At 64.9% G+C, this 20137-nt stretch carries 22 protein-coding genes; 16 read left to right on the top strand and 6 right to left on the bottom strand.

Features of this window, described 5'->3' with window-relative positions; genetic code table 11:
• The first annotated feature begins 75 nt into the window (after positions 1–75).
• Together AC1DP9_RS24555 and AC1DP9_RS24550 are read left to right on the top strand one after the other, a co-directional pair.
• Positions 76–471 carry a guanyl-specific ribonuclease gene (locus AC1DP9_RS24555; RefSeq protein WP_092298737.1) on the top strand — a complete coding sequence of 132 codons (396 nt, stop codon included), beginning with the start codon at positions 76–78 and terminating at the stop codon, positions 469–471.
• Positions 468–1076, top strand: a complete 609-nt coding sequence (locus AC1DP9_RS24550; RefSeq protein WP_092298740.1) for a barstar family protein — start codon at positions 468–470, stop codon at positions 1074–1076. Before AC1DP9_RS24555 ends, AC1DP9_RS24550 begins: the two co-directional genes overlap by 4 nt.
• Positions 1077–1148: 72 nt before the next feature.
• Here the strand turns inward: AC1DP9_RS24550 and AC1DP9_RS24545 are convergent, their stop codons facing one another.
• Genes AC1DP9_RS24545 through AC1DP9_RS24530 form a run of 4 tightly spaced genes read right to left on the bottom strand, consistent with a single transcriptional unit; the run spans position 1149 to position 3889 of the window.
• The gene (locus tag AC1DP9_RS24545) at positions 1149–1781 is read right to left on the bottom strand and encodes a YidB family protein (RefSeq protein ID WP_477108741.1); all 633 of its coding nucleotides are present in this window, start codon (positions 1779–1781) and stop codon (positions 1149–1151) included.
• 25 nt (positions 1782–1806) lie between these two features.
• On the bottom strand, positions 1807–2559 hold the full coding sequence (locus AC1DP9_RS24540) for a 16S rRNA (uracil(1498)-N(3))-methyltransferase (RefSeq protein ID WP_092298746.1): 753 nt from the start codon (positions 2557–2559) through the stop codon (positions 1807–1809).
• Between the two features lie 7 nt (positions 2560–2566).
• Positions 2567–2998, bottom strand: coding sequence for a VOC family protein (locus AC1DP9_RS24535; protein ID WP_477108725.1), 432 nt, complete (start codon positions 2996–2998; stop codon positions 2567–2569).
• 36 nt (positions 2999–3034) lie between these two features.
• Entirely contained in the window at positions 3035–3889 is an 855-nt protein-coding gene (locus AC1DP9_RS24530) for a spermine/spermidine synthase domain-containing protein (RefSeq protein ID WP_477108724.1), read from the bottom strand.
• 130 nt (positions 3890–4019) lie between these two features.
• Here AC1DP9_RS24530 and tkt point away from each other — a divergent pair, with 130 nt between their 5' ends.
• Entirely contained in the window at positions 4020–6056 is a 2037-nt protein-coding gene (gene tkt / locus AC1DP9_RS24525; RefSeq protein ID WP_177219983.1) for a transketolase, read from the top strand.
• A gap of 82 nt (positions 6057–6138) precedes the next feature.
• Positions 6139–7137, top strand: a complete 999-nt coding sequence (gap, locus tag AC1DP9_RS24520) for a type I glyceraldehyde-3-phosphate dehydrogenase (RefSeq protein WP_092298755.1) — start codon at positions 6139–6141, stop codon at positions 7135–7137.
• A 53-nt stretch (positions 7138–7190) separates the two neighbouring features.
• On the opposite strand, the gene AC1DP9_RS24515 is transcribed toward gap, so the two are convergent.
• On the bottom strand, positions 7191–7802 hold the full coding sequence (locus AC1DP9_RS24515; protein WP_092298758.1) for a flavin reductase family protein: 612 nt from the start codon (positions 7800–7802) through the stop codon (positions 7191–7193).
• A gap of 271 nt (positions 7803–8073) precedes the next feature.
• Between AC1DP9_RS24515 and AC1DP9_RS24510 the strand changes: the two genes are divergently transcribed.
• The 5 genes from AC1DP9_RS24510 (at position 8074) to AC1DP9_RS24490 (ending at position 11652) form a co-directional block, all read left to right on the top strand.
• Positions 8074–9072, top strand: coding sequence for a LysR family transcriptional regulator (locus tag AC1DP9_RS24510; RefSeq protein ID WP_092298761.1), 999 nt, complete (start codon positions 8074–8076; stop codon positions 9070–9072).
• 162 nt (positions 9073–9234) lie between these two features.
• Positions 9235–9717: an Hcp family type VI secretion system effector gene (locus AC1DP9_RS24505; RefSeq protein WP_477108723.1), complete on the top strand. Its 483-nt coding sequence runs from the start codon at positions 9235–9237 to the stop codon at positions 9715–9717.
• 14 nt (positions 9718–9731) lie between these two features.
• Positions 9732–10322, top strand: a complete 591-nt coding sequence (locus AC1DP9_RS24500) for a peptidoglycan recognition protein family protein (protein ID WP_477108722.1) — start codon at positions 9732–9734, stop codon at positions 10320–10322.
• Positions 10316–10720, top strand: a complete 405-nt coding sequence (locus tag AC1DP9_RS24495; RefSeq protein WP_477108721.1) for a hypothetical protein — start codon at positions 10316–10318, stop codon at positions 10718–10720. The genes AC1DP9_RS24500 and AC1DP9_RS24495 overlap by 7 nt, the downstream gene beginning before the upstream one ends.
• Before the next feature lie 401 nt (positions 10721–11121).
• Positions 11122–11652, top strand: coding sequence for a hypothetical protein (locus AC1DP9_RS24490; RefSeq protein WP_477108720.1), 531 nt, complete (start codon positions 11122–11124; stop codon positions 11650–11652).
• Between the two features lie 70 nt (positions 11653–11722).
• Here the strand turns inward: AC1DP9_RS24490 and fur are convergent, their stop codons facing one another.
• Positions 11723–12154 carry a ferric iron uptake transcriptional regulator gene (gene fur, locus AC1DP9_RS24485; protein WP_092298769.1) on the bottom strand — a complete coding sequence of 144 codons (432 nt, stop codon included), beginning with the start codon at positions 12152–12154 and terminating at the stop codon, positions 11723–11725.
• A 127-nt stretch (positions 12155–12281) separates the two neighbouring features.
• Between fur and AC1DP9_RS24480 the strand changes: the two genes are divergently transcribed.
• From AC1DP9_RS24480 to AC1DP9_RS24450, 7 genes are all read left to right on the top strand, one after another.
• Positions 12282–12917 (top strand): outer membrane protein assembly factor BamE, encoded by a 636-nt coding sequence (locus AC1DP9_RS24480; protein ID WP_092298771.1) that lies wholly within the window; start codon positions 12282–12284, stop codon positions 12915–12917.
• A 94-nt stretch (positions 12918–13011) separates the two neighbouring features.
• The gene (gene dapB / locus AC1DP9_RS24475; RefSeq protein WP_477108719.1) at positions 13012–13809 is read left to right on the top strand and encodes a 4-hydroxy-tetrahydrodipicolinate reductase; all 798 of its coding nucleotides are present in this window, start codon (positions 13012–13014) and stop codon (positions 13807–13809) included.
• A 182-nt stretch (positions 13810–13991) separates the two neighbouring features.
• Complete coding sequence (gene leuS, locus AC1DP9_RS24470; RefSeq protein WP_477108718.1) at positions 13992–16613, top strand: leucine--tRNA ligase; 2622 nt, start codon at positions 13992–13994, stop codon at positions 16611–16613.
• A gap of 29 nt (positions 16614–16642) precedes the next feature.
• Positions 16643–17149 (top strand): LPS-assembly lipoprotein LptE, encoded by a 507-nt coding sequence (locus tag AC1DP9_RS24465; RefSeq protein ID WP_477108717.1) that lies wholly within the window; start codon positions 16643–16645, stop codon positions 17147–17149.
• Positions 17150–17177: 28 nt separating this feature from the next.
• On the top strand, positions 17178–18248 hold the full coding sequence (gene holA / locus AC1DP9_RS24460; RefSeq protein WP_477108716.1) for a DNA polymerase III subunit delta: 1071 nt from the start codon (positions 17178–17180) through the stop codon (positions 18246–18248).
• 102 nt (positions 18249–18350) lie between these two features.
• Positions 18351–19631, top strand: a complete 1281-nt coding sequence (locus AC1DP9_RS24455; protein WP_477108715.1) for a glutamate-5-semialdehyde dehydrogenase — start codon at positions 18351–18353, stop codon at positions 19629–19631.
• A gap of 49 nt (positions 19632–19680) precedes the next feature.
• Entirely contained in the window at positions 19681–20103 is a 423-nt protein-coding gene (locus AC1DP9_RS24450) for a CopD family protein (RefSeq protein WP_441592263.1), read from the top strand.
• Positions 20104–20137 lie beyond the last annotated feature (34 nt).

Here is a 20137-nt window from a genome sequence, read left to right as displayed (position 1 = left end):
TCCAGGATTTCCCCGAACCAGACGCAGCGGCAGTCACTTTGGCAGTCCCTGAGCCTGGCACGACGCCTGGGCCATGTGTTGGCGGGCGCGGCGCTGTCGGTGGCCATCGCCACCGGTGCGCAGGTTGCGGTGGCACGGCAGGCGACGCAGGATCTGGGCGCCAGCATCGACGGCATGGCGGGAACCATCGCCACGCAGCAGTTGCCCAACGATGCGCGCCAGACACTGGAGCGCATCGAGTCCGGCGGGCCGTTTCCGTTCGACAAGGATGGTTCGCGGTTCGGTAATTACGAACGCATCCTGCCGCAGCAGCCGCGCGGGTATTACCGCGAATACACCGTCAAGAACAGCAACACCAAAAGCCGGAATCGGGGAGCCAGGCGGATCGTTTGTGGTGGGGATCAGCGCGCCGCCAACGACTGCTATTACACGGAAGACCACTACAACAGTTTCAAACGGATAACCAAATGATGACTGACATTTTCGGATTGGGCGACGCCCTTGCCGCCCGCGAGGAGCGCGGCGCCGGAGATGGCTGGCAACGGGCCCACCATCAGGCCCAGAACCTTTATGACAACGTGCTCATGATGCCCCGACAGGAGCTCACGCACAGACTTCCGCCCGCATGCGCGCCCGCCATGGTGACCTGGGCCGACGACGGCACCAGCGAGGGAGCCATGAACCTGTTCAAGACGGTGCGTCCGAACATCGTCCAGTCGATTCGCGCGTTCCGCGTGCCTGAGCTGGCCCACGCGGCCGCCGCGCTGAACCAGCATTTCCTGTACGCCAATTGCGCCCATTGCGCGAGCAAGGCGGAGATCCTTGAGACGATTGCCACGGAATTCACCTTCCCGAAGCATTTCGGCAAGAATTTCGATGCGCTGTCTGATTGCCTGACGGACATGATCCACAAGGCCGGCCCGCAGCCGGGCTTCGTGATCGTGCTGGAAGGACTGCCGATTGCGCAGAAATTCGACAAGGAAGGGCGTGAGGTGCTGCTCGACGTCTTCCGCGACGCGGCCGAGTTCTGGGCCGAGCGCAAGGTCCAGTTCCGGGTGTTCTACTCGTTCGCCTGAAGCCGCCTGCTGAATAAGAAATGCCCGCTGTTGCAGCGGGCATTTTCTTTTTGCAGGTTCGGACGGGGCAGGTCAGGCCGATGGCGGCAACTGGCCGTTCGGCGTGAGCCGGTCGATCAGCTCGGGCAGGCCCTCGCTGAGGCTGGCCGCCACGTCGTCCTGCGACATGCCCGTGGTTTCCGCCAGCGATTGCAGCGCGCCGCTGCCGCCGAGTGCGCCGCTCAGGTCCGCCGGGCTGACCGGCTCGTTGGCGCCGCCGCCAATCCACGAATCCACCTGCTGGCCGAGACCGGCCTGCGAGAGCATGTCACGCAACGCGCCGATGCCGCCCGTGGCCGCACCCATCGCCTGCGCGCTGCCGGTGGCCTCGCTCTGGCCGCCCAGCAGGCCGCCGAGCAGCGAGCCGAGGTCCATGCCGCCGGGCGCCGGCGCACTGCCGCCGCCCAGCATGCCGCCGAGCATCCCGCCCAATCCTCCAAGTCCACCCAGTCCGCCAAGCCCGCCCGCCGCGCCCGGATCGCTCGCGTCGGCCGGCGCCACGCTGCCATCGGCGCCCTGTGTCTTGTTGCGCATCGCCATCATGGCCAGCAGGCCGAGCGCGATCATCAGCTTCGGATTCATGCCGCCCCCGCCGGGCTGGCCATCTTCGCGTTGCCCGCCCAGTTGGCCGAGCACGCCGCCCAGCACGCTATCGAGTAGTCCCATCATCGACTCCTTTGGAGTTGGAAGGTCAGAATCCGCCAAGTACGGCGTTCAGGGCCGCCAGGCAGGTCAGCCCGGCGGTTTCGGTACGAAGGATGCGCGGCCCCAGCGACACGCCCGTGAATCCGGCGCGGATCGCCGCCGCCTCTTCCTCGGGAGATAGCCCGCCTTCGGGGCCGATCACCAGCGTTACGCCCTGTTCGCGCCAGGCATCGCGGTGCGCGGCGGCCAACTCGGGCAGCGACGCCGACGCGCGTGGCGAAAGCAGCAGCCGCGGCGCACCTCCAGCCGGTTGGGCCGATGCCGCCAGCCACGCTTCCAAGGTAGCCAGCGGCGCCACGTCCGGCAAGCGGTTCCGTCCGCATTGCTCGCACGCGGCCTGCACAAGGGCCTGCCAGTGCGCCTGGCGGCGCGCGGCGCGGTCGCCCGACAGCCGCACGACCGAGCGCGCAGCCTGCAGGGGCTGGATCTCGGTGACGCCGAGTTCGACGGCTTTCTCGATGAGCCAGTCCATCTTGTCGCCGCCGGCCAGCCCCTGCGCCAGCGTCACGCGGTAGGGCAGTTCGGCCTCGGCCGGGTCGTGGCCGGCCACCTGCGCGGTGGCGTGCCGCTTGCCGATGTCCGCCAGCGTGGCCGCGTGGCTGCCGCCGCGGCCGTCGAACAGCGTGATGGCGTCGCCCGGGGCGAGGCGCAGCACCTGGATGTGACGCACCACGGCGTCGGGCAAGTCGAGCACGGCATCGGCAGTCAGTGCCGAGTCAATGAAAAAGCGAGGAGGCATCAGTCAGTCAGGAGTTGGCGGGCGCCTTGGCTGGGTCGAGGCGGGTGGCGAAGCCCCAGCGGTAGCCATCCGGGTCTTCGACCATGCAGTAGCGGTCGCCCCAGAACTGGTCGGCGGGCGGCATCACGCTGATGGCGCCGGCGGCGAGGGCCTGGGCGTAGATGGCGTCCACGTCGCCACAGTAGACATAGAAGGTCTGCGKGGCTTCCACGCCGAGCGAGCGCGGCGTGCGGGCGGTGCTGCCCCAGGCGCCTTCAGGCGCGAACATGACCACGAGTTCGCCCTGGTAGTGCATCTCGGCGTGGGTCGGCACGCCGTTTTCGTCGAGCACATGGCCGGCGGTGAAGCCGAACGCGCGGCTGTAGAAGTCGAGCGCGGCGCGACCACTGGCCACCGTGAGGTACGGGGTCAGCCAGGGCGTGTTGGACGGTCTGGGCATGATGGTCTCCGGATGGGCAGGCGTTTCCGGTGCATGTTACTTGGAGCCGCCGGCGCTGTCGAAGATCGCCTGCAGATGGCGCGGGTGCGTGAACAGCGTCGGATGGAGATCGGCGTGGTAGCAGCGCAGCGCGGACGCAAGCTGCCACTGGCGCAGGCGCGCGGCGATCTGGCTCGCGGGGCAGGCGGCGATGTCGAGTGCGTCGCTGGTCAGCGCGATCCCCCACAGCGCGCCGTAGGCCGGGATGAACGTGGCGAGCGGCGCCACATGGGCGAATAGTTCGCGCAGGCGCGCCAGCAGCAGCCGGGCTGTGTCGGGCCGGTGCAGCGGCGGGCCGAGGTGGATCGACATCGCCCCGCCCGGCGCCAGGCAGCGGCGCGCGGCCTGCAGGCCGTGGAGGGAGAAGAGGGCGGTGGCCGGGCTGCCATCGTCGGCTTCGGTCAGATCGAAGACGATCAGGTCGAAGCGCCGGCCGGCACGGCCGAAGGCTTCCATCAGCCCGAGCGCGTCGCCGATGGCGATGTGCAGGCGCGGATCGTCGGGCTTGCCGGGCGCACTCAGGGCGCCCTGATGGATGCCCGGCAGCCATTCGCGCGCCAGGCGGACCACCTCGGCGTCCAGTTCGGCTACCACCACCTCGCGGATCGTGGGAATGCGCAGCAGTTCGAAGGCCGAGCCGCCGTCGCCGCCGCCCACCACCAGCGCACTGCGCGGGCTGCCGTGCGCCGCGGCCATGGGATGGACCATCAATTCATGCTGGATCCAGGCGTCCGCTTCGGTGCTCATCACGCGGCCATCGAGCCGGAAGATGCGGCCAAATTGGGCGCTGTCGCCAATTTCGATCTGTTGATGGGCGGAACGTGACGCCGCAACCACATGGATATCGCCCAATGTGGCGCCTACGCCGGGTGCCAGCCATTCGGTCCAGCTTTGACGACCCCTTCGAGCCGTGCCCGGGCGTCCGGAAATACCCTCTGCTTCTGCTAAAATTGCGGTTTTCCCGCGCTCAGGTTCTCGCCGCATGTCTGCCCTCGCCCATCCCGCCACCAGCCCTTTCGCCTCGCAGCCCGCCAAATTGATGGCGGACGCCATCCGCGTGCTTGCCATGGACGCCGTCCAGCAAGCCAATTCCGGTCACCCCGGTGCACCGATGGGCATGGCGGATATCGCCGTGGCGCTCTGGGGCCGGCACCTGAAGCATAACCCCACGAACCCGCACTGGCCCGACCGCGACCGCTTCGTGCTGTCCAACGGCCACGGCTCGATGCTGGTCTACGCGCTGCTGCACCTGACCGGCTACGACCTGCCGATCGAGGAACTGCGCAACTTCCGCCAACTGCACAGCAAGACCGCCGGCCACCCCGAGTACGGCATCACGCCGGGCGTGGAAACCACCACCGGCCCGCTGGGCCAGGGCATCACCAACGCGGTGGGCATGGCGCTGGCCGAGCGCCTGCTGGGCGAGGAATTCAACCGCCCCGGCTACGACATCGTCAACCATCACACCTATGTGTTCCTGGGCGATGGCTGCCTGATGGAAGGCATCAGCCACGAAGCCTGCTCGCTGGCCGGCACGCTCAAGCTGAACAAGCTGATTGCGATGTGGGATGACAACGGCATCTCGATCGACGGCGACGTGGTGCACTGGTTCGCCGACGACACCCCGAAGCGCTTCGAAGCCTACGGCTGGAACGTGATCCGCGGCGTGGACGGCCATGACGTGGTGGCCGTGGACAACGCCATCGCGCAGGCCAAGGCCAGCGACAAGCCGACCCTGATCTGCTGCCGTACGATCATCGGCAAGGGTGCCCCGAACAAGCAAGGCGGCCACGACGTGCACGGCGCCCCGCTGGGCGGCGCCGAAGTGCTGGCCACGCGCGAGGCGCTGGGCTGGACGCACGCCCCGTTCGAACTCCCGCAGGACGCCTACACCGCCTGGGACGCCAAGACCAACGGCAACGCGCTGGAGCGCGCCTGGAACGCGCTGTTCGAGTCGTACGCCGAAGTGCATCCGTATGAAGCCGGCGAATTCACGCGCCGCATGCGCGGCGAGCTGCCGGGCGCATTCGACGCCGCCGTGGACGCCTTCATCGCCAAGTGCGAGGAAAAGGCCGAAACGATCGCCACGCGCAAGGCCAGCCAGAACACCATCGAGGCCTTCGGCCCGGTGCTGCCCGAATTCCTGGGCGGCTCGGCCGACCTGACCGGCTCGAACCTGACCAACTGGTCGGGCAGCCAGGCCGTGCGCGTGGACGCCTGGGGCAACCACATCAACTACGGTGTGCGCGAGTTCGGCATGAGCGCCATCATGAACGGCATCACGCTGCATGGCGGCTACATCCCCTACGGCGCCACGTTCCTGACTTTCTCGGACTACAGCCGCAACGCGCTGCGCATGGCCGCGCTGATGCGGATCCGCTCGCTGTTCGTGTTCACGCACGATTCCATCGGCCTGGGCGAAGACGGCCCGACCCACCAGTCGATCGAGCACGTGGCCAGCCTGCGCCTGATTCCGAACATGGATGTCTGGCGTACCGCCGACACCACCGAGACCGCCGTGGCCTGGGCCGAGGCGATCCGCCGCGAGAACGGCCCGAGCTGCCTGATCTTCAGCCGCCAGAACCTGCCGTTCCAGCGCCGCGATGACGTCACGCGCGCCAATATCGCACGTGGCGGCTATGTGCTGCGCGATGGCACCAACCCGCGCACCAAGCGTCCGGACGCGGTGATCCTGGCCACGGGCTCCGAAGTGGGCCTGGCCGTGGGCGCCGCCGAGCAGCTGGCTGCCGATGGCGTGCACGTGCGCGTGGTATCGGTGCCGGCGACGACCGTGTTCGACAAGCAGGACGCCGCCTACAAGGTCAGCGTGCTGCCGGCTGGCGTGCCGCGCGTGGCAGTGGAGGCCGGCGTCAGCGACTTCTGGTGGAAGTACCAGGTCCAGGCGGTGGTCGGCATCGACACCTTCGGCGAATCCGCCCCGGCCGGTGTGCTGTTCAAGCACTTCGGCTTCACGGTGGAAAACGTCGCCGATACCGTGCGCGCCACGCTCGCCCAGTAATTCCCGCCCGCGCGGCAGCCGGTGCGACGCGCCGGTTGCGGCGCCGGCCCCGCTTTCATCGATCGCACTCTAGGAGATAGACATGACCATCAAGATCGGCATCAACGGCTTCGGCCGCATCGGGCGCATGGTGTTCCGTGCCGCCGTGGCCAACTTCAAGGACGTTGAAGTGGTCGCCATCAACGACCTGCTCGAGCCCGATTACCTGGCCTATATGCTCAAGTACGACTCGGTGCATGGCCGCTTTGACGGCGAAGTGGCCGTGGACGGCAACACGCTGGTCGTGAACGGCAAGAAGATCCGCCTGACCGCCGTGAAGGACCCGGCCGAGCTGAAGTGGGGCGAGGTGGGCGCGGACGTGGTCATCGAATCGACCGGCATCTTCCTGACCAAGGAAGGCGCACAGAAGCACATCGACGCGGGCGCGAAGAAGGTGATCATGTCGGCGCCGTCGAAGGACGACACCCCGATGTTCGTGTACGGCGTCAACCACGCCTCGTACAAGGGCGAGGCGATCATCTCGAACGCCAGCTGCACGACGAACTGCCTGGCCCCGGTGGCCAAGGTGCTGAACGACAAGTGGGGCATCAAGCGTGGCCTGATGACCACGGTGCACGCCGCCACGGCGACGCAAAAGACCGTCGACGGCCCGTCGAACAAGGACTGGCGCGGTGGCCGCGGCATCCTGGAAAACATCATCCCTTCGTCGACTGGCGCTGCCAAGGCCGTGGGCGTGGTGATTCCGCAGCTGAACAAGAAGCTGACCGGCATGTCGTTCCGCGTGCCGACCTCGGATGTGTCCGTGGTCGACCTGACCGTCGAACTCGAAAAGTCGGCAACTTACGATGAAATCTGCGCCGAAATGAAGGCACAGAGCCAGGGCGCGCTGAAGGGCGTGCTGGGCTACACCGAAGACAAGGTCGTGGCGACGGATTTCCGTGGCGACGCGCGCACCTCGATCTTCGACGCCGAAGCCGGCATCGCGCTGGATGGCACCTTCATCAAGGTCGTGAGCTGGTACGACAACGAGTGGGGCTATTCGAACAAGTGCCTGGAAATGGCACGCGTGGTGGCCAAGTAATCGTCGCAGGCTGGACGAAGTACGATAAAAAACGCGCCTTCGGGCGCGTTTTTTTATGGCTGCGAGGCGAGTGGCGGTAGCGGCTGGGCGTCGACGCCGTCGCCATCGACAATGAAATGGCCGCCGGCCACATGGTGGATAGTGCGCAGTGCATCGTGGCCGGCAAAGTGCCAGCGGCCCTCGCTGAACACGCGGCCGTCGGCATGCGCGGCCACCACTTCGCCGAGGAACAGGTCATAGCCGGCCTGGATGGCAGGTTCCGGCAGCAGCCGGCATTCGAGCCACGCGGCACAGCCCTCGAGCAACGGCGCACCGACGACATCGCCCTGGAAAGTCTGCAGTCCGTAGGCGGCGAACTTGTCGATCCCTTGCTGCTCGGAGATGGCCAGGCCAGAACTGGAGCCGAGGGCTTGCGTGACATCCACCTGGCTCACCGTCGGCACGTGCAGCGCGAATTCACCGCTGGCCTCGAGCAGTTGGCGCGTCCACGTGGCTTTGTCGAGCACCACGGCCACCTTCGGCGGTGCGAAGTCCAGCGGCATGGCCCAGGCCGCCGCCATGATGTTGCGCTGGCCGCCATGCGCGGCGCTGACCAGCACGGTCGGGCCATGGTTGAGCAGCCGGTAGGCTTTGGCGAGTTCGACGGGAAGGCGGTGGGACGTCATGGCGCGAAATCGGACGATTCTGAGTGAAAGATGCGGGCTTCCGCTCACTATACGCCGTCGGCGCAAAGGCTTCCGAGGCGTCTTTTGACATTATCTGTCGCTATCCAGTCAAATCCCGCCCAATCCGAGCCCTCGTAGTGCGAGAAATGATGAATTTGCTTTTCCCGGTAGTTTTTTTCTCTTACACTCGGAAGAATCTGTTGAACTCTGATGTGCAGCCAGTGAAAGTGGTGGGGCCATCTAAGCGTGGGCATAACAACCGGGCCTGATCATGGTGAATGTGGATACCAAGCTGCTGGTGATTTTCACCGAGCTGCTGAGCAAGCGAAACGCCACATATGTGGCGGAGAAAATGCATATGACCGCACCTGCGGTCTCGCATTCGCTGGGTCGTCTGCGCGAGATCTTCGACGATCCTCTTTTCATCCGCGTACCTCACGGCCTGACGCCGACGCCGCGCGCACTGGAACTGGGCCCCAAGATCCGCGACATGCTGGATCTCTGGTCGTCCATCAATGAGGGCGAAGTCGACGACTTCGACCCGGCCATCGCCACCGGCACATTGAATATTGGCTTTGCCGCCGAACTGGGCGACACGGTCTTCAACCGCTTCATTCTCCGTATCAAGCAAATGGCGCCGGAGTTGCATATCCGGCTGGTCGAATCCCATTCGTGGGAATCGGACGTCGCTTCGATGCGCGCCAACGAGCTGGACCTCGCATTTTCGCCATTCCCGACCCGGCATCCCGAAATCGTCGAAGAGATGGTGACGTCGCTGAACCTCTGGGTTTGCGCGCGCAAGGACCACCCGCTACTTAAGACCGATTTGACGCTTGAGCAATACCTCGATTGCAGCCATATCTTCATGGCGCACTCGGGCGGCGCCGGCCGTCCGGCTCCGTCGCTGATTCCGCTCGATTACGCCCTGCAGCAACGAGGCCTCAAGCGGAATGCGACGCTGACGGTACATTCGTGGCGTGCTCAGGCCGAACTGGCTGCCCAGACCGACATGATCTTCACGGTCAACGCGCTGACCAAGGACATGGCCTGCGAGACCTACGGCCTCAAGGCTTTCCCGCTACCAGCTGAACTCAACACGCTGCTGGGCCTGAACATGTTCTGGCACCGCAGCCGCAACACGCACCCCATGCTGGTATGGGCGCGTGGCCTGTTCCGGCAAGTGGTAGCCGAGTTCGTCGGCGTCCAGGCCGTCACCCCGCGCGGCCTGCGCGTGGTGGAAGAACAGGATCAGGATATTCCGCAGCCGTAATCGGACTCTGCAGCAAGCGGTTAAACGACTCGGGCGCCTTGTGCGCCCGAGTCGTTTTTATTTGTGCCATCGCAAAGTGCCAGCAGTTTCGGACATGTCTCATATCCGGCCAGGTGATGCCCTGCTAGCGTCGCCATTCGCAACCAACCCAGGGAGCAATGAATGGCGCAGGACATTTTCTTGAACCTCAGCGGCATCGCGGGCGAGTCCATCGACGCGACGCATACCGGTGATATCGAAGTGCTCGAGTGGGCGTGGTCCGTCAGGCAACCCGCAAACATGCACGCAGGCAGCGGGGGCGGCGCCGGCAAGTGCGCCGTCGAGGATCTGACGTTTGACCACTATACGGATCGGGCCTCGCCCAATCTTGTCCAGTACTGCCTCACCGGCAAGCATATTGCCCGCGCCATCCTCGTCATGAGGAAGGCGAGCGGATCACCACTCGAATATCTGAAGATGACGATGGAGGACGTGCTGGTCACGCAGGTGGCTCCCGTCTACTACAACACCATGCGCGTGCCGAGGGAGCGCGTGGCGCTGTCGTTTTCGCGATTCCGGCAGGAGTACGTCGTGCAGAACGCGAGCGGCGGCAGTGCGGGGACGGTAGGGGTGGGGTATGACGTCAAGACCAATGCGGTGATTTGATCAGGGGAGACATTATGTTGTTCATATCAAAAGAAGGACACGTCGACTCCGAGCGGATTGTCGTGCGGATTTTTCCGGGCATCGAGCGTGGACCGATGGGGAAGGTGAACGGGATTGTCGTGCATCAAACCGCTGCGCCGATGATAGCCAGCACCTTCAATTCATACCAGCGCAAGGACGCACATGGGGCCCATTTTCTAATTGATAAAGACGGAATGATCTATCAGACCGCGTCCGTGTACATGCGAACGAATCATGTCGGTAATATCAAGTCCCGCTGTCTCGAAACACGACGGTGCTCGCCAGCCGAATTCAAGGCCGCTCATCCATTGAAATGGCGGCCTACGCCGCTGTCGAGGCATGAACACAAGAAGCCGTTTCCTGAGCGCTATCCCGGCAATACTGATTCTATCGGCATAGAATTGGTTGGCGCATATATCACGAAAACGGAGGTGTACGAGACGGTGACCCCCGCGCAGAATGATGCGGTCAGATGGCTGGTCGCTGAACTGGCTGCGACGATGAACGTCTCCATGGGCGACGTGTACCGGCACCCGGAGCTTTCTAGAAAAACGGACTCGGAAGCGAGTACGGCAAAATGGTAAAGACTTGGCGCTCTGCGCTCGCGTCCTTGTTGCTGGTTCTGGGCTCGCCGACGGTAGATGCGCGTGAGGTAAAAGCCGTCGCGATAGAAGCCGTCGGTTTGAGTCGATTGGAAGAGATGGCCGAGCCGTGCCGGAAATTCCGGCCCTCGGCAGCGCAAATCAAACGCTTTTTCTCACGAGCCTATCCCGTCGACGCTATTTATTATTCCAAGAAATACTGGTCTCCCTGCTGGGCGGAGGGAACTGTTGAATTCTCGGATGGAAATCGTGGTAAATGGCGACTGAACTCCGGTGGGGTGGCATACCTTCAATGGAGTCATTCCGGTGAAGTAATCCTTTACCACAAGACGAACGGCTGGGCCGACCCATTCAGGGACGGGTACGATGATTCGATTTAACCAAAAGAACTGGCGCTGGCATGGGCGCAGCGAGGGCGACTAATATGCCATCGGAAGCGAGGTCGGCGAAATGGAAAGATTGACAGGCGCGGCAGTGGTCCTATGCATCTTGTGTGCGTTATCAGGGCACGCTCACGCCCGGGGTGTAAAGACCGTTGTCGTGGAAAGCGTGGGTCTGAGCGATATAGAAGGGACCGCAAAGGAGGCTTGCAAAGCGTTCAAGCCAACTACGTTGCAGATTAGAGAATACTTCACATACGCCTATCCTGTTGATGGCTTTTGGTCGACCAACAAGTTCTATTCTCCGTGTCATGCGAAAGGCGTAGTGGAGTTTTTCGACGGGAATGCGGGGCAATGGATTCTGACGTCCAGCGGTGTCGCAGAATTGACGTGGAACTTAAATGGGCAAGTCGTCCTTTACCGCGCCAAAAATGGATGGCGCGATCCATTTCGAGGCATGTACGAGGGATCTACCGGCATCCAGTAGTCGCGCGAAAAATGGAATCGGAAGCGGAGTCTGCAAAATGGTAATGCCTGCGGCGTACGTCCTCGTGTGTCTTGCAACGTGTCTTACGGCGCTGCCGGTGCACGCCAGATCGGTAAAAAAGATCGACATCGAAGCCACAGGTCTTAGAGAAATCAATAACATGAGCCATGTGTGCAAGGCCTTCAAGCCGACCACGGCGCAACTTCGAAGGTATTTTTCCCGGGCGTATCCTGTTGACCATTATTGGCGACCAAAGAAATTCTATTCGCCCTGTTATGCAACAGGCACTGTGGAGTTCTCTGATGGTAATAGCGCCGCTTGGTCTGTAAGCTCCAGCGGGCTGGCGGAGGTTGTGTGGAGTATAAAAGGACGCGCGATCGTCTTCTATCCGAACAACGGATGGCACGACCCATTTGCCGGTATGTACGATGATGAAGGCGTGTGAGCGATGAAAAAAACCGGCGCCGAGGCGCCGGTTTTTGTTGCCTGCTCGCTGGGCCGTGGCCCGCGGCGGCTTATCGTTTGGGTCTGTGGGGACAGTCGTTCTTGGTGCAGTTGCCGTACAGCGACAATGCGTGTTCCTGCAGTGCAAAGCCGCGCTCGCGCGCAATGCTTTGCTGGCGTTGCTCGATGTCGGAGTCGAAGAATTCCTCGACCCGGCCGCAATCGAGGCACACCAGGTGATCATGGTGCTTGCCTTCGTTGAGTTCGAAGATCGCCTTGCCTGATTCGAAGTTGTTGCGCGACAGCAAACCGGCCTGCTCGAATTGGGTCAGGACGCGATATACCGTGGCGAGACCGATATCCATGTGCTCGTTGAGCAGGATGCGGTACACGTCTTCGGCGCTCAGGTGGCGCTGTTCACTGGTCTGGAAGATCTCGAGGATCTTGAGGCGGGGGACGGTCGCCTTCAGGCCGATGTTTTTGAGGTCCGCCGGACTCGGCATAGGCGTGACTCCCTAGAGTACAATGTCTGGATAGTTGAATCATAAGGGTTTTGGCGACAAAAGTCGCCCCGGTGCCACGGCCTGTACCGGACCCGGCACTATCCTTTCCCGTCTGAAAGCGAGATCCATGCGTTCATTCCGTACGACCGCCATGCGCCTGCCGCTGGTGTCTTCCCTGCTGGCGGCCGCCGTGCTGGCCGGCGCCTGCTCGGCCTATGACAGCACGTCGCGCAAGGTGGCCGACGCCATCACGCCGTATCGTATCAATATCGTACAGGGCAATTTCGTCTCGCGTGAGGCAGCGTCGCAGTTGCGCGAAGGCATGACGCGCGATCAGGTCCGCTTCCTGCTGGGCACGCCGCTCTTGACCGACGTTTTCCACGGCAATCGCTGGGATTACGTGTTCTCGTTCCGCCGCGGCAGCACGCCAGTCGTGCAGCAGCGCCGCTACACGGTGTTCTTCGATGGCGACAAGCTGGTCAAGTTTGGCGGGGACGAACTGCCGTCCGAATATGAGCTGATCGCCGAAATCGACGGGATGAAGGCAGCCCTGCGCAACCAGACGCCGGGCAAGATCGTGACGAGTTCGAGCAGCGCACCGGCTGACGCCCCGGCCACGCCGGCACCGGCCGCACCGGCAGGCGCTGCCGATAGTGCCGCCCCCGTGCCGCCGACCGCCGCGCCGGCCCCCGAAGCCGCCCCGGCTCCGGCCACCCCGCCAGCCACGCCCACGCCCGACACGTCCGCCAAACCGGCAAGCTGACCGGCACGCGGCCCGTTGCGGGCCGCGCCCGGATGCCATGCCGCCTCGCCGCCCCGGCCGGGCGGCGCCCCTTCCCCGACATCGCACAATCACCATGAAACTCGCAATCGCAGGCGCTTCCGGCCGCATGGGCCGCATGCTCATCGAACATGTGCTGAATACCGACGGCGTGACGCTGACCGGCGCGCTCGACGTGCCCGGCGCCGCCGCGCTGGGCCAGGATGCCGGGCTATTCCTGGGCCGCGCCACGGGTGTGACGATTTCGTCCGATGTGGACGCCGTGCTCGGCGCCGCCGACTGCCTGATCGACTTTACGCGCCCCGAAGGCACGCTGGCCCACGTGGCGGCGGCGCGCCGGCTCGGCAAGAAGATGGTGATCGGCACCACGGGCTTCGACGCCGCCGGCAAGCAGGCGTTGGCGGACGCTGCCAAGTCGATCGCCATCGTCTTCGCCGCGAACATGAGCGTGGGGGTGAACGCCACCTTCAAGCTGCTGGAAGTGGCGGCAAAGCTACTTTCGACCGGCTATGACATCGAGATCATCGAAGCCCACCATCGCCACAAGGTGGACGCGCCATCGGGCACGGCGCTGGCCATGGGCGAGGTGGTTGCCGGCGCGCTGGGCCGCAGCCTGGACGATTGCGCCGTCTACGCCCGCGAAGGCCATACCGGCCCGCGCGACGCCAACAGCATCGGCTTTGCCACCGTGCGCGGCGGCGATATCGTCGGCGATCACACCGTGATGTTCGCCGGCATTGGCGAGCGCATCGAGATCAGCCACAAGTCGTCGAGCCGCCAGTCGTACGCCGATGGCGCCGTGCGCGCGGCGCGCTTCCTGGCCGACAAGCCGGCCGGCCTGTTCGACATGCAGGATGTGCTGGGCCTGAAGTAAGCCCGGCACACGCCAAAATTGCCGAAAATGGCCCGCCGCATGGCCATTTTCAGACTTTTCGCCGTCCGTGGCGGGTGTCCGCCACGGTTATAATCGGCTCTTTCGCAAATCGGTCCGCCCGGCACCCCAGGTGCGCGCGGAACGCCGTCCCCGATCCGACGTCCTGATCCGTCGTACCAAACATGCAAGACAAATATCTTCCTTCCGCCGTTGAACAAGCCGCCCAGCAGCACTGGCAGGCCACCGAAGCCTACAAGGTGGCCGAGCACGCTGTGGGTCCCGACGGGAAGGAGAAGTCGAAGTTCTACGCCTGCTCGATGCTGCCGTACCCGTCGGGCAAGCTGCACATGGGTCACGTGCGGAACTACACGATCAACGACGTAATGGCGCGCTACCTGCGCATGAACGGCCACAACGTGCTGATGCCGATGGGCTGGGACGCGTTCGGCATGCCGGCCGAGAACGCCGCGCTGAACAACCACGTGGCGCCAGCCGCCTGGACCTACGACAACATCGCTTACATGAAGAAGCAGATGCAGTCGATGGGCCTGGCGATCGACTGGTCGCGCGAGGTGGCAACCTGCAGCCCGGACTACTACCGCTGGAACCAGTGGCTGTTCCTGAAGATGCTGGAAAAGGGCATCGCCTACCGCAAGACCGGCACGGTCAACTGGGACCCCGTGGACCAGACCGTGCTGGCGAACGAGCAGGTCATCGACGGGCGCGGCTGGCGCTCGGGCGCGGTGGTGGAAAAGCGCGAAATTCCGATGTATTACCTGCGGATTACCGATTATGCGGACGAGTTGCTCGGTGATCTGGATGCGCTGGGCTGGCCCGAGCGCGTCAAGGTCATGCAGCAGAACTGGATCGGCAAGAGCACCGGCGTGCGCTTCGCGTTCCCGCACAAGATTTCGGGCGCGGACGGCAAGCTCGTCAATGACGGCAAGCTGTACGTGTTCACGACCCGTGCCGACACGATCATGGGCGTGACGTTCTGCGCCGTGGCCGCCGAGCACCCGCTGGCTACCCTGGCCGCGGCGAACAACCCGACGCTGGCCGCCTTCATCGACGAATGCAAGCACGGTTCGGTCATGGAAGCCGACATGGCGACCATGGAGAAGAAGGGCATGCCGACCGGGCTCCAGGTCGAGCACCCGCTGACCGGCGAGCCGGTGGACGTCTGGGTCGGCAACTATGTGCTGATGAGCTACGGCGACGGCGCCGTGATGGGCGTGCCGGCGCACGACGAGCGCGACTTCGCGTTCGCGAACAAGTACCAGCTGGCGATCCGGCAGGTGGTGGACGTCAAGGCCCAGCCGTTCTCCACCGAAGCGTGGCAGGAATGGTACGGCGACAAGGAAGCCGGCAAGCTGGTCCACAGCGGCAAGTACGATGGCCTGGGCTATCAGGCCGCCGTGGACGCCATCGCGGCCGACCTCGCCGCCAAGGGCCTGGGCGAGAAGAAGGTGACCTGGCGCCTGCGCGACTGGGGCATCTCGCGCCAGCGCTACTGGGGCACGCCGATCCCGTTGATCCATTGCGATGCCTGCGGCGTGGTGCCGGTGCCCGAGCAGGACCTGCCCGTGGTGCTGCCGGAAGACCTCGTGCCGGACGGCACCGGCAATCCGCTGAACAAGGACCCGCGCTTCCTGAACTGCACGTGCCCGTCCTGCGGCAAGCCCGCGCGCCGCGAGACGGACACGATGGATACGTTCATCGACTCGTGCTGGTACTACATGCGCTACACGTGCCCGGACGCCCCGACGATGGTCGACGCCCGCAACGACTACTGGATGCCGATGGACCAGTACATCGGCGGCATCGAGCACGCGATCCTGCATTTGCTGTACGCCCGCTTCTGGACCAAGGTCATGCGCGATATGGGCCTGGTCAAGTTCAGCGAGCCGTTCACGAACCTGCTGACGCAGGGGATGGTGCTCAACGAGACCTATTACCGCGAGGACGCCTCGGGCAAGAAGCACTGGTACAACCCGGCCGAGGTGGACGTGCGGACCGACGAGCGCGGCCGCCCGCTGGGTGCCACGCTGAAGGCGGACGGCCAGCCGGTGGTGATCGGCGGCGTGGAGAAGATGTCGAAGTCGAAGGGCAACGGCATCGACCCGCAGGCGCTGATCGACCAGTACGGCGCCGACACGGCGCGCCTGTTCGTCATGTTCGCCGCGCCGCCCGAGCAGCAGCTCGAGTGGAGCGGTTCGGGCGTGGAAGGCGCGTCGCGCTTCCTGCGCCGCGTGTGGAACTTCGCCCATGCCAACGCCCAGGCGATTCGCGATGGTGCCGGCACGGCGTTCACGGCCGATGACGCCGCGCTGCGCCGCGACCTCCACGGCGTGCTGAAGCAAGCGAATTACGATTACCAGCGCATCCAGTACAACACCGTGGTCTCGGCCACGATGAAGATGCTGAACGCGCTGGAAGACGCCAAGGGCGCCTCGCCGGCCGCGCGCCGCGAGGGCTTCGGCATCCTGCTGCGCGTGCTGTATCCGGTGGTGCCGCACGTTACGCACGCGCTGTGGCAGGAGCTGGGCTACGCCGAGCAGGGCGGCGACCTGCTGGACGCCGCCTGGCCGCAGGTGGACGAAGCCGCGCTGGTGCGTAGCGAGATCGAACTGGTGCTCCAGGTGAACGGCAAGGTCCGTGGCAGCCTGACGGTGCCGGCCGATGCCGATCGCGCCGCCATCGAGGCCACGGCCGCCGCGAGCGAGATCGTGGCGAAGTTCGCCGCCGGCGCCGCGCCCAAGAAGATCGTGGTTGTGCCGGGCCGACTCGTCAACGTGGTGCTCTGAGGCGCCCGGAAACAAGGGAATTGCGAAGCATGGACGGAATCAACACAGGACGTCGCAGGGTGCTGGCCGCAATGGCGGCAGCCGGCTTGCTGGCCGGCTGCGGCTTTCACATGCGCGGCAACGCCGACTTCGCGTTCAAGCGACTCTATATTGGGCTTCCGGCCAATTCGCTGATGGGATCGGACCTGCGCCGCAACATCCGCAATGGCTCGGACACGCAGATCGTCGATGATCTGAAGGAAGCCGACGCGATTCTCGATGTGCTGGGTGACACCCGCGCCAAGTCGATCCTGTCGATCACGACCGAGGGCGTGGTGCGCGAATACCGTCTGACGCAGCGGTTCAGCTTCCGCCTGCGCGACCAGGCCGGCAAGGAACTGATTCCGCCGTCGCAACTGGTCCTGACCCGCGACCTGACCTACAACGAAGCCAACACGCTGTCCAAGGACTACGAGGAGCAGCAGCTCTATCGCGACATGCAGCGCGATATCGTCCAGCAGCTGATGCGCCGCCTGGCCTCGGTCAAGGCCATCTGAGGGCGGCTCGACCCCGCCCCGCACCGTGATGCAACTGAAGCTCGACGGACTCGATGCGCACCTGAAGCAGGCCCAGGCCAAGGGCATGGCGCCGCTGTACGTCGTGCATGGCGACGAACACCTGCTGGTGCTCGAAGCGGTAGACCGGCTGCGCCGCACCGCGCGCGAGGCCGGCTTTTCCGAGCGGGACGTGCTCGTGGCCGAGCGCGGCTTCCACTGGAGCCAGCTGGTGGAGGCCCAGCAGTCGATGTCGCTGTTCGGCGACCGGAAAATCGTGGAATTGCGCATCCCGACCGGCAAGCCCGGCAAGGATGGCGGCGAGGCGCTGCGCGCCGTGGCGGCCCAGCCGTCGCCGGACGTGGTGATGCTCGTCACGCTGCCCCGGCTTGATTTCGCGACGTCCAAGTCGGCGTGGTTCCAGGCGCTGGAGTCCGCCGGGGTCTCGATCAAGGTCGATGCCGTGGACCGCACGCGGCTGCCGGCCTGGGTTGGCGAGCGGCTGGGATTGCAGCAGCAGCGCGTGGAACCGGGCGAGGCCGGGCGCCGGGCGCTCCAGTTCATCGCCGACAAGGTGGAAGGCAACCTGCTCGCCGCCCACCAGGAAATCCAGAAGCTCGGCCTGCTGTACCCGCCCGGCGTGCTTACCTTCGACCAGGTGCACGACGCGGTGCTCAATGTGGCCCGTTACGACGTCTTCAAGCTGTCCGAGGCGATGCTCGGCGGCGACGTGCCGCGCCTCACGCGCATGCTCGAAGGGCTGCGCGGCGAGGGCGAGGCCACGGTGCTGGTGCTCTGGGCGCTGACCGAGGAAATTCGCGTATTATCCAAAGTCCGGCAAGGGCTGGCGGCCGGCAAGCCGGCGGGTGTGCTGATGCGCGAGTTGCGCGTCTGGGGCCCGCGCGAGCGACTGGTGCCGCAGGCCGCGCAGCGGTTGGCGCTGCCGCAGCTGGAAGCCGCGCTGGCCATGGCCGCCCGGCTGGACCGGCAGGTCAAGGGCCTGTCCGACCTGCCAGGCGCAGGCGGCCCGGGCGGCAGCCTCCCGGCCGAGCCATGGGATGGCCTGCTGCAACTGGCGCTGATGATCGCGCGTCCGGCCTGAGTTTCCGATCGACCGGTCGCCTGACCTACCCGCACGACACCGGCCCCCGGGGGCCCCCGAGACACTACTACGCAGTCGAGCCAGGAACGCCTGGACACCATCATGACCGAGTTCGATCTCAACGCTTACATGGACCGCGTTGGCCAGCAGGCCCGCGTGGCGTCGCGCGCGATGGCGCGGGCCACCACGGCTGACAAGAACCGCGCGCTGCTGACCATCGCCGCCGCCATCCGCCGGGATGCCGACAAGCTCAAGGCCGTGAATGCGCGCGATGTGGAGCGTGCCCGGGCCAACGGCCAGGACGCCGCGTTCGTGGACCGCCTGACGCTGTCCGACAAGGCCATCGGCACGATGGCGGCCGGGCTGGAGCAGATCGCCGCGCTGGCGGACCCGATCGGCGAGATCACCAATATGAAGTTCCGCCCGACCGGCATCCAGGTCGGCCAGATGCGCGTACCGCTGGGCGTGATCGGCATCATCTATGAGTCGCGCCCGAACGTGACCATCGACGCCGCGGCGCTGTGCCTGAAGTCCGGCAACGCCACGATCCTGCGCGGCGGCTCCGAAGCCATCGAGTCGAACACGGCACTGGCCGCGCTGGTGGCGGAAGGGCTGTCGTCGGCCGGGCTGCCGGCCGAGGCCGTGCAGGTCATCGAGACCACCGACCGCGCCGCCGTGGGCCGGCTGATCACGATGACCGAATACGTCGATGTGATCGTGCCGCGCGGCGGCAAGAGCCTGATCGCGCGCCTGATGGAAGAGGCCCGCGTGCCGATGATCAAGCACCTGGACGGCATCTGCCACGTCTACATCGACACCGATGCGGACCTGGACAAGGCCATCCGCGTGGCCGACAACGCCAAGACGCAGCGCTACGCGCCGTGCAACACGATGGAAACGCTGCTGGTGTCGCGCGACATCGCCGCCGCCGTGCTGCCGCCGTTGGCCAGCATCTATCAGGAGAAAGGCGTGGAGCTGCGCGTCTGCGCCGCCACGCGCGCCACGCTGGAAGCGGCCGGCTTCGGCAAGCTGGTCGATGCCACCGAGGAGGACTGGCGCCTCGAATACCTGGCGCCGGTGCTGGCCATCCGCACCGTGGACGGGCTCGACGCGGCCATCGACCATATCAATACCTATGGCTCGGCCCACACCGATTCGATCATCACCGAGAACTACACCGCCGGCATGCGATTCCTGCGCGAGGTGGATTCGGCCAGCGTGATGATCAACGCCTCCACGCGCTTCGCCGATGGTTTCGAATACGGCCTGGGCGCGGAGATCGGCATTTCCAACGACAAGCTCCACGCACGCGGCCCCGTCGGGCTGGAGGGGCTGACTTCGTTGAAATACGTCGTATTCGGGCACGGGGAAATCCGGACCTGAGGATTGCCGGCCACGCTTCTTAAATACGCCAAAACAACGTCCACCACCAATGCTCTGGGTCAAGTCGTTCCATATCGTCTTTGTCGTGTCGTGGTTCGCGGGGCTGTTCTACCTGCCGCGCATCTTCGTCAACCTGGCGATGGAGACCGATCCGGCCGGCGTGCAGCGGCTGCTGCTGATGGCGCGCAAGCTGTTCCGGTTCATGACCATGCTGGCCGTGCCGGCCGTGGTGTTCGGGCTGTGGCTGTACCTCGGCTATGGCATCGGACGCGGCACGGGGCAGGGCTGGATGCACGCCAAGCTGGCGCTGGTGCTGGTGCTGATCGGCTACCACCACGGCTGCGGCGTGCTGTTGCGCAAGTTCGAGCGGGGCGCCAATGCACGCTCGCACACGTTCTATCGATGGTTCAACGAAGTGCCGGTGCTGGTGCTGCTGGCTATCGTGATCCTCGTGGTCGTGAAGCCGTTTTAAGCGATCTACGATTCAGCGTTCTCCCCCAAAGCCT

Source organism: Cupriavidus sp. 01L43, assembly GCF_056399925.1.
Note: the sequence above shows the minus strand (reverse complement) of the source record. Positions and strands in the feature narration are given on the sequence as shown.

What these genes read in the sequence shown, in the direction of transcription:
- AC1DP9_RS24450 (WP_441592263.1), top strand. Translation starts at nt 19,681, where the DNA reads ATGCTCTGGGTCAAGTCGTTCCATATCGTCTTTGTCGTGTCGTGGTTC.
- leuS (WP_477108718.1), top strand. Translation starts at nt 13,992, where the DNA reads ATGCAAGACAAATATCTTCCTTCCGCCGTTGAACAAGCCGCCCAGCAG.
- AC1DP9_RS24540 (WP_092298746.1), bottom strand. Translation starts at nt 2,559, where the DNA reads ATGCCTCCTCGCTTTTTCATTGACTCGGCACTGACTGCCGATGCCGTG.
- AC1DP9_RS24465 (WP_477108717.1), top strand. Translation starts at nt 16,643, where the DNA reads ATGGACGGAATCAACACAGGACGTCGCAGGGTGCTGGCCGCAATGGCG.
- dapB (WP_477108719.1), top strand. Translation starts at nt 13,012, where the DNA reads ATGAAACTCGCAATCGCAGGCGCTTCCGGCCGCATGGGCCGCATGCTC.
- AC1DP9_RS24510 (WP_092298761.1), top strand. Translation starts at nt 8,074, where the DNA reads ATGGTGAATGTGGATACCAAGCTGCTGGTGATTTTCACCGAGCTGCTG.
- AC1DP9_RS24505 (WP_477108723.1), top strand. Translation starts at nt 9,235, where the DNA reads ATGGCGCAGGACATTTTCTTGAACCTCAGCGGCATCGCGGGCGAGTCC.
- AC1DP9_RS24545 (WP_477108741.1), bottom strand. Translation starts at nt 1,781, where the DNA reads ATGGGACTACTCGATAGCGTGCTGGGCGGCGTGCTCGGCCAACTGGGC.
- AC1DP9_RS24500 (WP_477108722.1), top strand. Translation starts at nt 9,732, where the DNA reads ATGTTGTTCATATCAAAAGAAGGACACGTCGACTCCGAGCGGATTGTC.
- AC1DP9_RS24550 (WP_092298740.1), top strand. Translation starts at nt 468, where the DNA reads ATGATGACTGACATTTTCGGATTGGGCGACGCCCTTGCCGCCCGCGAG.
- AC1DP9_RS24515 (WP_092298758.1), bottom strand. Translation starts at nt 7,802, where the DNA reads ATGACGTCCCACCGCCTTCCCGTCGAACTCGCCAAAGCCTACCGGCTG.
- gap (WP_092298755.1), top strand. Translation starts at nt 6,139, where the DNA reads ATGACCATCAAGATCGGCATCAACGGCTTCGGCCGCATCGGGCGCATG.
- tkt (WP_177219983.1), top strand. Translation starts at nt 4,020, where the DNA reads ATGTCTGCCCTCGCCCATCCCGCCACCAGCCCTTTCGCCTCGCAGCCC.
- AC1DP9_RS24490 (WP_477108720.1), top strand. Translation starts at nt 11,122, where the DNA reads ATGGGCAAGTCGTCCTTTACCGCGCCAAAAATGGATGGCGCGATCCAT.
- AC1DP9_RS24480 (WP_092298771.1), top strand. Translation starts at nt 12,282, where the DNA reads ATGCGTTCATTCCGTACGACCGCCATGCGCCTGCCGCTGGTGTCTTCC.
- holA (WP_477108716.1), top strand. Translation starts at nt 17,178, where the DNA reads ATGCAACTGAAGCTCGACGGACTCGATGCGCACCTGAAGCAGGCCCAG.
- fur (WP_092298769.1), bottom strand. Translation starts at nt 12,154, where the DNA reads ATGCCGAGTCCGGCGGACCTCAAAAACATCGGCCTGAAGGCGACCGTC.
- AC1DP9_RS24495 (WP_477108721.1), top strand. Translation starts at nt 10,316, where the DNA reads ATGGTAAAGACTTGGCGCTCTGCGCTCGCGTCCTTGTTGCTGGTTCTG.
- AC1DP9_RS24455 (WP_477108715.1), top strand. Translation starts at nt 18,351, where the DNA reads ATGACCGAGTTCGATCTCAACGCTTACATGGACCGCGTTGGCCAGCAG.